The 16209-nt window shown below is 34.1% G+C and carries 11 protein-coding genes; 7 read left to right on the forward strand and 4 right to left on the reverse strand.

From position 1 onward, the window contains the following. Nucleotides 1-214 precede the first annotated feature (214 nt). From FND99_RS12230 to FND99_RS12260, 7 genes are all read left to right on the forward strand, one after another. Nucleotides 215-1093: a helix-turn-helix domain-containing protein gene (locus tag FND99_RS12230; RefSeq protein ID WP_144338243.1), complete on the forward strand. Its 879-nt coding sequence runs from the start codon at nucleotides 215-217 to the stop codon at nucleotides 1091-1093. Between the two features lie 314 nt (nucleotides 1094-1407). After that, nucleotides 1408-4599 (forward strand): SusC/RagA family TonB-linked outer membrane protein, encoded by a 3192-nt coding sequence (locus FND99_RS12235; RefSeq protein WP_144338244.1) that lies wholly within the window; start codon nucleotides 1408-1410, stop codon nucleotides 4597-4599. 11 nt (nucleotides 4600-4610) lie between these two features. Further along, on the forward strand, nucleotides 4611-6209 hold the full coding sequence (locus FND99_RS12240; RefSeq protein ID WP_144338245.1) for a RagB/SusD family nutrient uptake outer membrane protein: 1599 nt from the start codon (nucleotides 4611-4613) through the stop codon (nucleotides 6207-6209). Between the two features lie 18 nt (nucleotides 6210-6227). Beyond that, nucleotides 6228-7283, forward strand: coding sequence for a hypothetical protein (locus tag FND99_RS12245; RefSeq protein WP_144338246.1), 1056 nt, complete (start codon nucleotides 6228-6230; stop codon nucleotides 7281-7283). An 88-nt stretch (nucleotides 7284-7371) separates the two neighbouring features. After that, on the forward strand, nucleotides 7372-8604 hold the full coding sequence (locus FND99_RS12250) for a glycoside hydrolase family 27 protein (RefSeq protein WP_144338247.1): 1233 nt from the start codon (nucleotides 7372-7374) through the stop codon (nucleotides 8602-8604). Nucleotides 8605-8614: 10 nt separating this feature from the next. After that, entirely contained in the window at nucleotides 8615-9580 is a 966-nt protein-coding gene (locus FND99_RS12255; RefSeq protein WP_144338248.1) for a glycoside hydrolase family 5 protein, read from the forward strand. A 601-nt stretch (nucleotides 9581-10181) separates the two neighbouring features. Beyond that, entirely contained in the window at nucleotides 10182-11255 is a 1074-nt protein-coding gene (locus FND99_RS12260) for an outer membrane beta-barrel protein (protein WP_144338249.1), read from the forward strand. A gap of 393 nt (nucleotides 11256-11648) precedes the next feature. On the opposite strand, the gene FND99_RS12265 is transcribed toward FND99_RS12260, so the two are convergent. From FND99_RS12265 to FND99_RS12280, 4 genes are all read right to left on the reverse strand, one after another. After that, nucleotides 11649-12554: an N-acetylmuramoyl-L-alanine amidase gene (locus tag FND99_RS12265; RefSeq protein ID WP_144338250.1), complete on the reverse strand. Its 906-nt coding sequence runs from the start codon at nucleotides 12552-12554 to the stop codon at nucleotides 11649-11651. A gap of 34 nt (nucleotides 12555-12588) precedes the next feature. Continuing rightward, complete coding sequence (locus tag FND99_RS12270; RefSeq protein ID WP_144338251.1) at nucleotides 12589-13158, reverse strand: hypothetical protein; 570 nt, start codon at nucleotides 13156-13158, stop codon at nucleotides 12589-12591. A gap of 38 nt (nucleotides 13159-13196) precedes the next feature. Beyond that, entirely contained in the window at nucleotides 13197-14510 is a 1314-nt protein-coding gene (gene rimO / locus FND99_RS12275; protein WP_144338252.1) for a 30S ribosomal protein S12 methylthiotransferase RimO, read from the reverse strand. 166 nt (nucleotides 14511-14676) lie between these two features. Beyond that, the gene (locus FND99_RS12280) at nucleotides 14677-16182 is read right to left on the reverse strand and encodes an OmpP1/FadL family transporter (protein ID WP_144338253.1); all 1506 of its coding nucleotides are present in this window, start codon (nucleotides 16180-16182) and stop codon (nucleotides 14677-14679) included. Nucleotides 16183-16209: the final 27 nt, after the last annotated feature.

The raw sequence follows: 16209 nt of genomic DNA on the forward strand, positions 1-16209 counted from the left end.
TTGTTTTCTAGATAAAATTATTAAAACTTTAAAAAGATATTCTATAAAAAAGGATTAATGTTTATTATTAATACCGTTTTTAAAAAATTGATAATTCTATTTTTCAAAGATAATTGGATGTTTATCGTGTAATTAATATTATTTTATCAATTATATATCATATTATTGCAGTCAAAATTGATTCAATTACTTCATGAAATAGCTTTTTATAGATATGAGCACTACTAAAAATTTTTACAGAGAAATAGCACCGCTGTCTGCTGGAGACAGTTTTTTGGTTTTTGACCGAGTTAAAGACAGCTTTGATTTTCCGGTTCATTATCATCCAGAGTTTGAGATTAATTTCATCTTGAACGGAAAAGGGGTGAAGCGTGTTGTGGGAGATAATATCGAAGAAATTGACAATGTTGAGTTGGTTTTAATTGGTCCGAATTTATATCACGGTTGGGAATTGCATAAATGTACAAGCAAAAAAATACATGAAATTACCATTCAGTTTCATAACGATTTATTTCATGAATCGTTATTGTCAAGACGAATTATGAACCCAATTCGGGATATGTTTAATCGTTCGATTCATGGCATTTTGTTTTCTAAAAAAGTAGCCGAAGAATTAACGCCACGACTCGTAAGGCTTTCTAAACTTGATGGTATGGACTATTTTTTAGAAATTACTTCCTTATTGTATGATCTTGCCAATTCCAGAAATCAACGTTTACTTTCGACTTATACTGTAGATTATGATACGTTTGATGATTATGATAAAATGAAACTGGTTTATGAATATGTCCAGAAAAACTTCGCTGATAAAATTACTTTAGAAGATGCTGCAAATGTTGCCAGTATGTCAATAATTTCTTTTAACCGATTTATTAAAAAACGCACCGGAAAAACATTTGTCAATTATATTAATGACATCCGAATTGGATATGCGGCACGTTGGCTGGTTGAAAAAGATATGAGCGTTTCTGAGGTTGCTTTTAAATCAGGATTTAATAATATCGCCAATTTCAACCGCAGTTTTAAAGCTATTAAAAATTGTACGCCTAGTCAATATAGAGAAGATTTCTCTGGATTAAAACGCATTTTATAGTGATACTTTTTTTTCACAAACAAATATTATTTTTAACGAAAACGTTTGCTTTTTGCAAATTCGTTCATTTTTATTTATAAGAAGTAGTGATTTAAGAGGTGTGATTGCGAAAAATGCAATTAATCTATGTTTTTATTTTCATATATGTTTTTTTAAAGTGATATAGTAAAAATATTATCATTAAATGATATAATACTATCGATTTAATGTTTTGTTCTGTTATAGATTTGTTAAATAATTTAGAAAATAAATCACACCCTTTTTTTATTACTTGATTATGAGTAAAACAAATTTAAACTAACCAAACACTTATTATGAAAAAACTAATGACTAACTTTATTCATTGGAACGCTAACCACAGAGCGGTTCCATTGATTTTATTCTTGTTACTGAGTAATTTTATTACCGCTCAGAATAAAGTAACTGGAACCGTTTCTGATGAAAACGGAGTATTTATTCCGGGTGCAAATATTACTATTGAGGGATCAAAAGGGAATGTTTCGACAGATTTTGATGGAAAATATACAATTGAAGTTCCTGCAAATGGCACTTTAGTGTTTTCTTTTATCGGCTTTCATCCTCAAAAGATAGCCGTAGGAGGAAGAAAGACAATTAACGTCGTTTTAAAATCGAATGTAGAAGATTTGAAAGATGTTGTAGTTATTGGTTATGGTACTCAAAAAAGAAAAGACGTAAACAGTGCTATTTCAAGTATTAGCTCAAAAGATATTGAAAATTTAAAAGTAGTTTCGTTTGACCAAATGATGCAAGGTAAAGCTGCCGGAGTCGTGGTAAACAGTAATTCAGGTGAGCCTGGAAGTAACGTTTCTGTGAGAATTAGAGGTGTTTCTTCTTTAACTGGTACGAATGAACCTTTGTACGTAATCGATGGTGTGCCAATTTCTGGTGATGCTCGAAATTCATCAACCTCAGGAAGAAATGCTCAGGGAAATTCTAACTTTTCTAATAATGGTAATATTACTCAAAGCCCTTTGGCATTGATTAACCCTAGTGATATAGAGTCTATCGATATTTTGAAAGACGCTTCTGCAACTGCAATCTACGGTTCACGAGGAGCGAATGGTGTCGTGATTGTAACTACAAAATCTGGTAAAAAAGGTACGGGAAAATTATCTTTTGAAAATTCGTATTCAATAAGTAATCTTCCGAAAAAATTGCATTCAATGAATTTGCAGCAATATGCAATTCACCAAAATGCTTTAGCAGATGTTTATGACCCTACTGCGAAACGTCCTGAATTTGCACATCCTGAGCTTTTAGGACCAGGTACAGACTGGCAAGATGCTATTTATGAAACGGGATTTATGAAATCAAACCAATTGTCATTTTCTGGTGGTAAAGAGGGAATAAGTTATTATATATCGGGAGGAGTTTTAGATCAAGAGGGAATCGTAATCGAATCAGGTTTTAAAAGATATAATTTTAGAAGTAATATTGATGCGAGAGTAAACAAATTTATCAAGGTTGGTGTTAACGTAAGTGGCGCCATTACGGATGAAAAATTAACATTAAACGGTCAGTTTAACGGAGTTGTCGCAACTTCGTTATTGGCAACTCCAGATGTTGCTGTGCGTGAATTATCAGGTGCTTTTGCAGGACCGCCTTCTGGAGGCAATACCTCATTTGTTAATCCGGTTGCTGTTTCTTTATTGGGTTCTAACACATTGGTAAGAAAAAATTACAGTGGAAATTTTTATACTCAAATTGATTTATTCAAAGGTTTAGATTATCGCTTTGAAGCTGGTGGTTATATCTATGATAATTTAGGGCAGCAATTTGATCCAATGTATTCTTTAGGAAACGCTGTGAAAAGTTACGCAAACTTGTATTACAGGCCTTCTACGGGTAATTCATGGAACTTGAAAAACATGCTTACTTATAGAAATACTATTGGAAAACATAATTTTACAATTCTAGCTGTACAAGAATCAAATAGATCACATTGGGAAGGTTACTCTATAACTGGATATGGTTATAAAGATAACAATGACAAATCACTTGCGGCTTCAGATTTGTCTAAAGCAGTAACTAGCGGTGTTTATTCAGGAAGTCAAACATTAGCTTCTTATTTAGGAAGGGTTGTTTATGATTATGCTGATAGATATGGAATTTCTGCTTCAATAAGAACTGATGGATCTTCAAAATTTTATTATGGTAATAAATGGGGGACATTTAGTTCTGTAAGTGGTTCATGGAAACTTTCAAATGAGAGTTTTATGGAAGGAACTAAAAAATATGTTGATGGAATAAAACTTAGAGCGGGTTGGGGACAAACAGGAAACAACCAAATTGGAAACAATTTATACGACTCTAATTTGCACTTAGTTAATAGCTCAATGGGAACTTCTTACCTACCGTCAAATACTCCTAATAAAGATTTGAAATGGGAAACGCAAAATCAAACCAACTTAGGATTAGATTTTAATATGTTTCATACGAAGCTTACAGCGACAGTAGATGTATATAAAAAAGTGAACAAAAATTTCTTGTATCAAGTTCCGTTGCCAAACTTCCTTTCAGGTGGTGGAGATTATGAAGGTGGTGTAAATCCTCCGTATTTTAATCTTGGAAGCATGCAAAATAAAGGTATTGAGATTACTCTTGGTTATACTGAAAAATTCAGCGAAAATTTCTCATGGAATTCTAGTGTGAATTTTACAAGATATGTGAATGAAGTTAAAGATATGGCAGGTTTAAATATTGTTAAAACAATGAATACGCTTGCTTATAATACTGTTACAGTTTCTAGAACTCAGGAAGGTTTGCCAATTGGTTCTTTTATTGGTTACGAAGCGATGGGGATTTATAGAACCGATGCGGATTTATTGACTTACGGTTACACTCAAGGCAATACAAAAGTGCCTTTAAAAGACGGAACGAATTCATTATTGCCAAGTTTTCAAAAAGGAGATGTAATTTATAAAGATCAAAATAATGATGGTGTTATCGATTTGAAGGATTTAGTGCCAATTGGAAATCCAAATCCTAAATTCACTTATGGATTTACTAATAACTTTAAATATAAAAATGTTGATTTATCTATTTTTCTTCAAGGTACTGCAGGAAATAAGTTGATGAACTTAACACGCTTGTCAGGAACAATGAACAGCTATATGGGGACGAATTATTTAACTGAAGCAGCAGATTTTTATTCGGCATCAAACATTAATGCTTCTTTGCCAAGACCTTCGACATATGATAATATCAATAATGCAATTTCAACACGCAATATCGAAGATGGCTCGTATTTAAGAATTCAAAATGTAACTTTAGGTTATTCATTGCCTTCTGATATGATCTCAAAACTACAATTGTCAAGATTGAGACTTTATGTTACCGGTTCAAACTTATATACTTTCACGAAATATAAAGGATATGATCCTGAAGTAGGTTCTTATAACCAGGATGCGTTGTTGTCTGGTGTTGATAATGGACGTTATCCGGTTCCAAGACAAATAACTTTTGGATTTAATGTTGAATTTTAATACGAAATAATATGAAAAATATACTAAAAATAAACAGTGTTGTTGCCATGGCGCTGATCTTGCTGATTTCATCATCTTGTTCGCAAGATTTTCTTGATGTGCCTGCAGAAGGAACACCAACGGTGGGAAATTATTACGATTCTGATCTAAAGCTTGACAATGCCAGTAACGGACTTTATGGTATTGTTTGGTTTAATATGAATAAATCTGCTTTCTATGGTATTACAGATGTGATTTCTGGAAACATGTATGCAAGTCAATACAATGATTTTGGAAAGTTTACTGATTTGAGTTTTACAAATTCACAATCTTTTATATCAGATGCGTGGAGATCTTGTTTTGGAGCCATCGCAAATTCTAATGCTTATATTAGTAATTTACCTCAAAGTGTTGGGCCAAACGTTAGCAAAGAAGCCTTGAATAATGCATTGGGAGAAGCACATTTTATAAGAGCTTTTTCTTATTTCTTTTTAGTTAGATTGTGGGGTAATGTGCCAATTATCGAAAACAATGCTGATTATTCTAAAAACTTTGTGATTCCAAGTAATCCAGTTGAAGATGTTTATAAATTTATAGAAAACGACTTGAAATTTGCGGCCGCTAATTTAAGAAGTAAAAATAGAGGTTCGGATTATGCTGCAAATGCGCATGTTTCAAGTGGATCTGCAAAAGCATTTTTGGCAAAAGTATATTTATATGAAAAAAAGTATGATTTGGCAAAAGCTATGGCTCAGGAGGTTATCAATAGCGGTGAGTTTAAATTATTAGGAGGAGAAAGTTTGCCAACAAAATCGTTCGCCGATTTATGGTTGCAGAAAAATAATAATAACGAAGAGTCTATTTTTTCTTGGCAATGGACAGGAACAGGAACTTACTTTGAAGGTAACTTTTCAAATACATTATTTGCTCCTGAAAACAGATTGGTCGAAACTACTTATTCAGGTCAGATTGCTCCATCTCAGGATTTAATCAATAATGTTTTTGAAAATGGAGATAGAAGAAGGGTAGAAACATTTATGCTTCCTGGGGATTATTATCCAAATTTGACTTATGCAAAAACACTTGATGTTGATTCTCCAAAAGTTTTAGGATATACATTTGATATCGCAAATGAAGCACAAAAATCTGGTGCAGGTTTGAAGAAATATGTAATTGGAAAAGAAAACCTTCCAATAACTGGTCCGTTTAATGCGCCTTTTAACGGAGAGAGCAGCATGAATAGTTATATGATGCGTTATGCAGAATTGCTTTTAATTCATGCAGAAGCTATTTTAGGATCACAAACAGGCAGCACTACAGATCCGTTGGCTTTAAAATCATTCAACGCAGTTCGCAAAAGAGCTGGACTTCCTGAAAAGACATCAATTTCTTTTGATGATATATTTAAGGAAAGACGGGCGGAGTTAGCTTGTGAAGGAGATTATTATTTCGATTTAGGACGTTTGCCTTTTGCTAAAGCTAAAGCGATTTTAGAAGCACAAAATAGAGGTGACAGAGAAACTGAAAAACACATTTCGATTACTGCATCAAGCTTATTGTTGCCTTATCCTGCAGATGATTTAATTAAAAATCCAAAATTAACGGAAGTAGCACCGTATACTTTTAAATAATTTTTTAAAAATAAAAATATGAAAAATTTAAAAATTGTTTCGTTAACGGCATGTATAGCATGGGTGTTATCTTTAATACTTTTTACTTCATGCTCAAATGACGACAGTGCTTCAGTTTATACTGGCGCACCTGTTATAGAGTCGGTAATGCCTTCAGGGTATAATGCTGATGGAAGCGTTAAGCCATTGGTTCCAGTTACTGTTGGGGATCCTAAAAATTATTATGTAATTCATGGAAAAGGTCTTTTGACAACACAAAAAATCTATTTCAATGATTATGATACTTATTTCAGACCAACTTTTGTTACGGACACTGATATCATCGTATTGATTGATGAAAATACACCTTATGCAAATGCATCCAATCAATTGAAAGTTGTAACAAATTCTGGAACTGCAGTTTTTGATTTTATGGTTGCTCCGCCTGTACCAACATTTAGCGGTTTTAATTTTATCAATTGTGCTGAAGGGGATGAGGTAATTATTAAAGGTAAATATTTTTTGAATCCAAAAGTTACTCTAGCTAAAACAGAAACTTTGCCAGAGGTTCCAGTTACTATCGTATCGTCAACCTTAGAACAAATTGTCGTAAAAATCCCTGCAAATGCCAATTATAGAAATCTAGCCGTGACAAATATTTCTGGAACAGCTGTTTCTAAAGAAGCAATAGGAACTGCTTTGTATGATGATAAGCTTTACGGGGCTCAATGGGGTGGCCCGTGGGCAGGTAAAGGTGTGGATTTTGACTATAATAAAGATTCTTATCAAGGAGAAAAATCTTGGAAATGGGAATTTGGCGCTTGGGACGGTGGAAACTGGGGCTTTGATATTGATATGTCAAAGTATAAAGCCTTTAGAATTGCTGTTAAAGGGACTAAAAATGGTCAGGTTAATTTTAATTTGAATGGTGGCGCAAACTATGTTATTCCGGTAACTACAAGTTGGGTTTATATGGAGATTCCTTTAGATAAATTAGGTAGCCCAACAAGTGTTTGGATGGTTACTTTTCAAGAATCTAATAATGATGGCGGAAACACGGTGTTGTTTGACGATTTAGGATTTGTGTTAAAATAGATAATTGCTTTTTTTGAGTTAGTTTGAGATATTCCCTAATTTTTAATTAGGGAATATCTTTTTATAAAAGGTTTAAATTTAAAGAAGAATGAAAAAAATCATTTCAGCATTTGCTTTGTGTGTTTCGTGTTTGAGTTTTGGACAAGGAAATACGCATAATCAAACAGGAGGAAAATTTGAAGGTTTAGCCATGACGCCGCCAATGGGATGGAACTCTTGGAATACTTTCGGAACTAATATTGATGAAAAACTCGTTAAAGAAACTGCCGATATTATGGTTTCGTCAGGATTGGCAGCTGCAGGTTATAATTATATTGTTTTGGACGACGGATGGATGACACATGAGCGTGATGCAAACGGCGATCTTGTTCCTGATCCTGCTAAATTTCCTAACGGAATGAAAGCGGTTATTGACTATGTGCACAGCAAAGGGCTTAAATTTGGTTTGTACAATTGTGCCGGAACTCAAACTTGTGCTGGATATCCGGGAACGCGTGGTTATGAATATCAGGATGCTCGTTTTTACGCTAAATTGGGAATCGATTTTTTAAAGTATGATTGGTGTAATACAAAAGGAATTACAGCTCCTGAAGCCTATACAACCATGAGTAATGCGCTTAAAACTGCAGGTCGCCCAATTGTTTTCAGTCTTTGCGAATGGGGTGATAATCAGCCTTGGGAATGGGGAAAGCCAGTTGGGAATCTTTGGAGAATTTCTGGTGATATTTATCCGTGTTTTGATTGTGAATTCAAACATCCGGAAAATTGGTCATCTTGGGGATTTATGAAAATTGCCGAAATGCGAAAAGATATCCGAAAATATTCGGGTCCGGATCATTGGAATGATTTTGATATGATGGAAGTTGGAAATGAAATGAATGATACAGAAGATAAATCACATTTTGCTATGTGGTGCATGCTTGCGTCGCCTTTGTTTACCGGAAACGATTACCGAAAAATGTCGAAAGAAACGCTGGCAATTTTGACCAATAAAAATTTGATTGCTGTTAATCAGGATAAATTAGGTATTCAGGGTTTTAAATATTCGGCCGAAGATGGTTTAGAAGTTTGGGTAAAACCTTTATCGGATGGAAATTGGGCAATTACTTTCTTGAACAGAAGCGATGTTGCCAAAAAAATCAATTTCGATTTTAAAAAGCAAATAATTAAGGATGCTGATTTTGGCTATGAAGCCGATTTTAATAAAATAACCTATAAAATAAAAGATCTTTGGAAAAACAAAGAAGCAGGAACGACCAAAAAGAATTTTATTGCTGATCTTGCTTCACATGATGTAATTACACTTAGATTAACACCTTAAATTTTAATTTATGATATCTAAAAGTCAATTTTATGTTGCTGTTTTGCTGCTGTTTTCTTGTGTTTTGCAGGCTCAGTTTGTTAAAAAGCATGGACAACTGAGCGTTAACGGAACTCAATTAGTGGACAAGAATAATGATCCAATTGTTTTGCGTGGCTTGAGTTTTGGCTGGCATAGCATGTGGCCAAGGTTTTATAATGAAAAAGCAGTTAGCTGGTTGAAAAAAGATTTTAATTGCAATGTGGTGAGAGCGGCAACTGGAATTGAGCTAGGCGAAATGTCATACATGAAAGATCCTCAGTTTGCAAAAGAAAAAATTGAAGCAGTTGTAAACGGTGCTATCAAATCTGATATTTATGTGATAATTGATTGGCATAGTCATAACATTAATTTGAAAGAAGCATCGGCTTTTTTTGCGGAGATGTCAAAAAAATACGGCAAATACCCTAATATAATATATGAGGTTTTTAATGAACCAGATTATGAAAGTTGGTGGGAAGTGAAATCATATGCCGAGGAGATCATTCGCATTATTAGAGAAAACGATCCTAATAATGTTATTTTGGTCGGTTGTCCGCGTTGGGATCAGGATATTAATCTCCCTGCTGAAGACCCAATTGTTGGATACAATAATATAATGTATACGATGCATTTTTATGCCGCAACGCATGGAAAAGAATTGCGCGACCGAACGGATGCCGCTATAAAAGCCGGATTGCCGGTGTTTGTTTCTGAATCTGCGGGAATGGAAGCTTCTGGCGACGGACCTTTAAATATAAAAGCTTGGCAAGACTATATCGATTGGATGGAATCCAGAAAATTGAGCTGGATTACATGGTCAGTTTCTGACAAAGATGAAACTTGTTCTATTTTGAAGAAATCTGCAAAATCAGAAGGAAAATGGAAAGATGAAGATTTAAAAGAATCTGGAATCAAAGTTCGAGAGTTTTTAAGAAAATATAATATCCAAGAATAGAAAAAATTCTTGCTGTTTTTTATGAAGCCTGTTCAGTTTTGAACGGGCTTTTTTTGTTGCTAAAATGAGAAATTGAATCTTCTTTTTAAGAGTACTGTTTGGTGTTTTGTAGGTTTATTTTTGTAGGAATTTTGTTTTTGTGAAATTGCTTTTTTTAATGTGAAGATTTTATTTTGTGTTTTGGTTTATTTTTTAATATTTTATTTATACCCCCCCCCCCCTAATTTTTTAGGGTAGTATTTTATTTTGGATATTTTTTATGTTGATTTTACTTGTTTTTTGTTTTTGTTTTCATGCTAAACCCTTTTAAAAAATAAAAAACGTCTAAAAATGCGTTATTGAATTTTCAAAAATGAATCTGTATAAATATCAAATAACGATTATTGCTTCTTTAATTTTTGTAATCCATAATTCTGCTTGTAAAACATCAAAAAAGTACTTTTCAATTGTTCTACTCATACAAAAGTTAATAAATTCGCTAATGAAAATGAAGAGGTTTTTTGAGGATGATGAGGGATATTTAGAATTGACATATACGATTAAACAGCTATATAAAGATTAACTAACCAGAATCAATTAATAACCAAAAACCAATTAAAACATGAAAAAAGTATTACACATTTTAGCCGCGATGTTAACGAGTTCTTTTGCTTTCGCACAAGATGATACTGAAACTTCAACTCCACCAGCAACGACATGGGGTGGATCAGCAGATGCGTACTATAAATATGATTTTTCTAAGCAAATGAATGGATTAACGAGCTTTACCAACTCTCAGAATTCATTTGAACTAGGAATGGCATCTGTAGAAGCTAGTCATACTTTCGGAAAAGCTTCTGTATTTGTAGACTTAGGATTCGGAAAAAGAGCAGGCGAATTTTCATATAATGAAACAACAGATAAAGATATAAATGCAAAATTTTTAATTAAACAATTGTTCTTTACTTATAATGTTACTGATAAATTTAAATTTGTTGCGGGTAGTTTTGGTACTCATATAGGGTACGAAGTTCTAGATGCCGTTGATAATAAAAACTACAGTATGTCATATGCGTTTTCTTATGGGCCTTTCTTTAATACGGGGGTGAAAGCAGTATATACTTCAGGAAAATTTACAGCAATGTTTGGTATCACTAATCCAACAGATTTTAAATCGGCGATGGATGCTGGTTCGACTCAAAAAACATATATCGGACAAGTGGGGTATATTGGTGAAACGGGAAGTGCTTATTTGAACTTTACATCAGGAAGCGCCAATCCAGCATCTGACGAAAATAAAACACAAATCGATTTTGTAGCATCAAAAACAATAAGTGATAGTTTTGGTCTTGGGTTCAACGCAACTTATGCTAAAACAAAAAATGATTTTGACAGCGCTTTAGATGGTGAATGGTTCTCATTAGTAGGATATGCAAATTACTCTTTCTCTCCATCATTGTTATTGGCTTACAGAATGGAATATTTTGATGCTAAAGATGCTGCGCCAAGTTTAGGAACTTTAACAGGATCAAATGTGTTTGCAAATACTGTTTCTTTAAACTATAAAGTTGGAAAATTGACTATAATTCCTGAGTTAAGATACGATGCTGCTTCTGAAGATATCTTTTTAGATAAAGATGCATTGCCAACTGGCGGATCGTTCTACGCTCTAGTAGCTACAACATACTCATTCTAGAGATAAAGATTGATATTTTTTTTTTTTTTTTTGGAGCTGTCGAAACAAATTAATGTTTTGGCAGCTTTTTTATTTTTTTGTGAAATTGGAAAATGTGAGATGTGAATTGTGAGATGTAAAATGTGAGATGTGAATAGTGATTAGTAAATAGTCATTGGCTATTGTTGTTGGAAAATGCCTGTAGAGACGCAATTCATTGCGTCTTTTCGTTGTGATAAAAGGATTTGTCTGGAATAACATATTGAAATGTTACACAGATATGCACAACCTAAGAACGATAATAATCTGTTTCATCTGTGTTGTCTGTGTGCTATTAGGCTTTAATTTAAGGTAATAAAAAAAGAGGCTGTTTGTATAAACAGCCTCTTTGTCTTTATATTTTGTGTGGAACTATTATTGAACTTGCTTTTTATAAATAGAGTAAATCGTATCGATTGTTTTTCTATCCAAAGTTGGAGTTACATCTGTTTGAATGTAATGCAGTTTGAAAGCCATAATTGCTGCAGAAAGATTCTTTGTGTTGTAACCAATGATTCTTAGCGCTGGTTCAATTTTGAAATCAAAAGGAGCTTCTTCTAGAACTTCGTCTGGCCAAATTCCGAAGCCTTTTTCTGCTAATGTTTTCCAAGGAAATAAAGCACTTGGGTCTTGTTTTCTACCTGGTGCAATATCAGAATGTCCTAATATATTCTGTGTTGGAATATTGTAATCTTTTTTCAGTTTGGTCAAAAGAGCTACTAAACTACTGATTTGGCTTTCTGTAAAAGGTTTGAAACCATTGTTGTCTAATTCAATTCCGATTGAACTTGAATTGATATCCGTATTCTTTCCCCATGTTGAAGCGCCTGCATGCCAAGCTCTTAAATAATCGTTCAGCATTTGCACCACTTTTCCGTTTTCTGAAATTATATAGTGTGCGCTAACCTGAGTTTTAGTTTTGGTAAAAGTATTGATCGTCTGCTTTAGTGAATCTTGGGCAGTATGATGAATGATGATAAAACTTGGTTTTCTTAAATTGAAATTTACTGTACCAATCCATTCTGTCGTAATTCCGTTTACTAAATGCGTAGATCCCGTTTTTGACAAAGTATCTTTTACGATGCCTAATTGAGCAGCATAAGTCGTGTCAATTACAACTGGACTAATTGCTGGAATTGGCTGCGGATCTTTGCTTGTAATTTGGTTTTCTAAATTTTTAAGCTGCTGATCGTATACTTTCTCAGTGTTTTTGTATGGATTTGTAGAGCAAGAAGTGATGATAATTGCTAAAATCAAATAACAAAAATGTTTTTTTACCATGATCATTTACATTTTAAGTTGAAGTCTTTGAAAATTATTCTCCAGCTTTTATTGTTTTTTCTTCTTCTGTTGCTTCTTTTGAGTCCTTAGCGTCTTTAGAATCTTTTTTCTTTTTTGATTTGTCTTTCTTCACTTCCTTGAAATTATTCATGAAAGTGTTGTATTTCTCAATTTGATCAGGATTCAGGAAAGCTGTAATTTTTTTATTGGTACTTTCTCTTAAAGCCTTGATCTGTTCCATTTTTTCACTTTGGCTGCTGCTTTCGTTTTTCAACAGAACTCCTTGTTCTTTCACGCTGTCTGCCAAAACATTTGTAATTGCAATAGCTTGAAGTTCGTCCAGATTTAACTCTGGCTTCATTTGTTCTACGATTCTAGATGCAGTTTCTTGTGCAGGAATTTCTTTCGGTTTGCTTGGTGCGCTCTGTGGTCCAGCCATCATGCTTCTGTCCATTCCCATACCGCCTCCGCGACCATAACCACTTCCGTAACCACCGCCGTAGCCATTATTGTAGCCGCCGTAACCGCCACCGTATTGAGCAGATGCTGCATTGATACAGCATAAAGTAAAAATCAAAAGAAAAAATCTGTTAGTAGGTTTCATAGTGAGTTTATCTAAATTGATAATAATTTAGCGTAAATTTAAGCAGGTTCTCCGTATAAATCAAATTCTGTTGCTTCTATTATTTTTATATTAACAAATTCACCTGTTTTTACGTAAAATTTAGATGCATCGATCAAAACTTCGTTGTCAACATCTGGGCTGTCAAACTCAGTTCGGCCTACAAAATGAGCACCTTCTTTTCTGTCAATGATGCATTTATAAACTTGCCCAACTTTTTCCTGATTCAAATCCCAAGAAATTTGTGACTGAAGTTCCATTATTTCATTTGCTCTGGCTTGCTTTACATCATCCGGAACATCATCTTCTAATAAATAAGCGTGCGTGTTTTCTTCGTGAGAATACGCGAAACATCCCATTCTGTCAAATTTCATTTCTTGAACAAAATCTTTCAAAATCTCAAAATCTTCCTGAGTTTCTCCTGGGTATCCAACGATTAAGGTTGTTCTAATTGCCATTCCCGGAACTGATGCACGGAAATCTTTTAATAATTGAGTCGTTTTGGCTTGAGTAGTACCACGACGCATTGATTTTAAAATAGAATCAGAAATATGCTGCAATGGAATATCGATGTAATTACAGATTTTTGGTTCACGTTTCATGATTTCCAAAACGTCCATTGGGAAACCTGTAGGGAAGGCGTAATGCAAACGAATCCATTCGATTCCCTCAACTTTAACTAGTGCTTCTAAAAGTTCTCCAAGATTTCTCTTTTTATAAAGATCAAGACCGTAATAAGTCAAATCTTGAGCAATTAAAATTAATTCTTTAACGCCGTTTTTAGCTAATCCTTCTGCTTCTTTTACCAATTTTTCAATTGGTTGAGAAACGTGTGATCCACGCATAAGCGGAATCGCACAAAAACTGCAAGGTCTGTCGCATCCTTCGGCAATTTTTAAGTAAGCATAATTTTTTGGAGTCGTAGTCAAACGTTCTCCTAATAATTCATGTTTATAATCAGCTCCTAAAGCTTTTAATAATTGTGGTAATTCAGTTGTACCAAAATATTGATCTACATTAGGAATTTCTTTTTCTAAATCTGGTCTGTAACGCTCAGATAAACATCCGGTTACAAAAACTTTATCAACTAATCCTCTGTCTTTTTTGTCTGCGTATTCCAAAATCATATTTACAGACTCGGCTTTCGCATTGTCAATAAATCCACAAGTGTTGATTACAATAATGTTTCCTTCTTTTTCTGCAGGAGCCTCATGTTCAACTTCTTTTCCATTAGCACGCAGTTGTCCCATTAGGACTTCACTGTCATAAACATTTTTTGAACACCCAAGAGTGATAACGTTAATTTTGTTCTTTTTTAAAGACTTGGTTCTCATACTTTTATAAATTGGAGTGCAAAATTACACTTTTTTATTCAAACACCGCTTGTTTCGGTTTCTTTTAGGTGTTTTTTATGAAGTCGATATCGCTTCTGTCGGGAATAAAAAAATCCGTCAAGCAAACACCTGACGGAAATCTTGGGTAATCTATTTTAATTTCTAATTACAATTCAAATAATAAAGTCATAGTGACATTGTTGAGTTTTGATGTGATGTTTGCTCCGTCAGTAAATCCAGTTGCAAAAAATCCTTGATTTGATTTTCTTTCTAAATAAGAATATGCTAAGTCTAATTTAGTTCCTCCAAAACTATATCCCAAACCTCCTGAATAGCTGTTTAGATCACCAATTGTGGTTCCGTTTTTATAAGGACTTCCTTCAAAACGATATCCGCCACGTAGGCTTAATCGCTGAATTTTATATTCGGCACCAATTCTTAATTCTCCAGCAGATGTCAATTGGTTGCTCATGTCAGCATTTAATCCTCTAAATCCTGGGTCGCTTGTCGGTTTGTATTTTGTATTTGCATAATCTTTAATTGAGTAATCAAGACTGATTAAACCGGATTTTCCAAATACATAAGCGCCACTAAAAGTAAATTTTCCAGGTGTCTGCAAAGTGTATCTGTCGTACACATTGATGATATTTGGATTGATTGATTCGTGTATTTCTTGACCACCTGCTGCTTGTCGAGTCGTAAATAAGCTTTGTGAAACTTCATCGTACAAATCATACCAAGTATTTGATTCGTACGCGACTCCAAGTCTGAATGCGTCAGTAACTTTTGCAATAGCGCCTAATTGAAAAGAAAATCCGTTTCCATAAGTGTATAGCTCATTGTTAAAGCGAAGATTCGAAATGGTTTCGCGTGCTTCTAGCGGATTACTATTGTCTTCGTAGAAACTGCTAGATCTTCTGTAATCTGTAATATGTACGTTTAGGTTGGCTCCAAAATAAATTCTGTCTTTGTATGAAGTTGCTATATTGAAGCTCAGTTTACTGTTGTATCCTCTAGCGTAAATTTCGTTTTCTTGATAGTAGTTGCCGCCAGCTGGCACGCCAGAAACATACTGAGTATTGTTGTTGTCGTTTGGGTTAACTGGGTTGATGACGAAGCCTTGGTAGCCAAAATAAGCTTGTTGTTCATCATAATACATATCGCGATATGGAATAGTGGTTATGTTTCCTAACGGGATTCCATTAGCATAAGTCAAAAAGTATTGATCGATAGAGTTTCGTGGATTAGTTCCGACAGAAAAAGTATCGCTGTTAAAATTGTTTGCATTTTCGTAAGTGGTTCCAATTGCAATTTTTGTCCAATTGTTTTTTGGATTATGATCATGAAAAACAAAAACAGCACCAGCTTGGTTTAATATAAAGGAGTTGTCTTTGTTGCTCGTCTCAGTTCCAAAATAATTAGAATTGTTTTTAATGTTCTGATTGCTAAAACTTACGCCAAGTTGGTTGTTGTTGAATATTGCTGATCCTGCAGGATTGACGCTTAAAGCGGATAAATCTCCACCAACAGCTCCAAATGCACCGCTCATTGCTCTGAAACGAGCAGTACCTGTTAGATTGTCCTGTGCGTAACGAACGGCGTCTGATATTTCTTGAGAATGTACGGCACTAATAGATAGCCCCGCTATAAATAGGAAGAATATTTTTTTCATCTGGTTAAGTTTTTAAAATGATTGAAT

Source organism: Flavobacterium daemonense (genome assembly GCF_007341385.1).
Lineage (GTDB): Bacteria > Bacteroidota > Bacteroidia > Flavobacteriales > Flavobacteriaceae > Flavobacterium > Flavobacterium daemonense.

Coding starts and splice junctions, on each gene's coding strand:
- FND99_RS12230 (WP_144338243.1), top strand. CDS start 215: ATGAGCACTACTAAAAATTTTTACAGAGAAATAGCACCGCTGTCTGCT.
- FND99_RS12235 (WP_144338244.1), top strand. CDS start 1,408: ATGAAAAAACTAATGACTAACTTTATTCATTGGAACGCTAACCACAGA.
- FND99_RS12240 (WP_144338245.1), top strand. CDS start 4,611: ATGAAAAATATACTAAAAATAAACAGTGTTGTTGCCATGGCGCTGATC.
- FND99_RS12245 (WP_144338246.1), top strand. CDS start 6,228: ATGAAAAATTTAAAAATTGTTTCGTTAACGGCATGTATAGCATGGGTG.
- FND99_RS12250 (WP_144338247.1), top strand. CDS start 7,372: ATGAAAAAAATCATTTCAGCATTTGCTTTGTGTGTTTCGTGTTTGAGT.
- FND99_RS12255 (WP_144338248.1), top strand. CDS start 8,615: ATGATATCTAAAAGTCAATTTTATGTTGCTGTTTTGCTGCTGTTTTCT.
- FND99_RS12260 (WP_144338249.1), top strand. CDS start 10,182: ATGAAAAAAGTATTACACATTTTAGCCGCGATGTTAACGAGTTCTTTT.
- FND99_RS12265 (WP_144338250.1), bottom strand. CDS start 12,554: ATGGTAAAAAAACATTTTTGTTATTTGATTTTAGCAATTATCATCACT.
- FND99_RS12270 (WP_144338251.1), bottom strand. CDS start 13,158: ATGAAACCTACTAACAGATTTTTTCTTTTGATTTTTACTTTATGCTGT.
- rimO (WP_144338252.1), bottom strand. CDS start 14,510: ATGAGAACCAAGTCTTTAAAAAAGAACAAAATTAACGTTATCACTCTT.
- FND99_RS12280 (WP_144338253.1), bottom strand. CDS start 16,182: ATGAAAAAAATATTCTTCCTATTTATAGCGGGGCTATCTATTAGTGCC.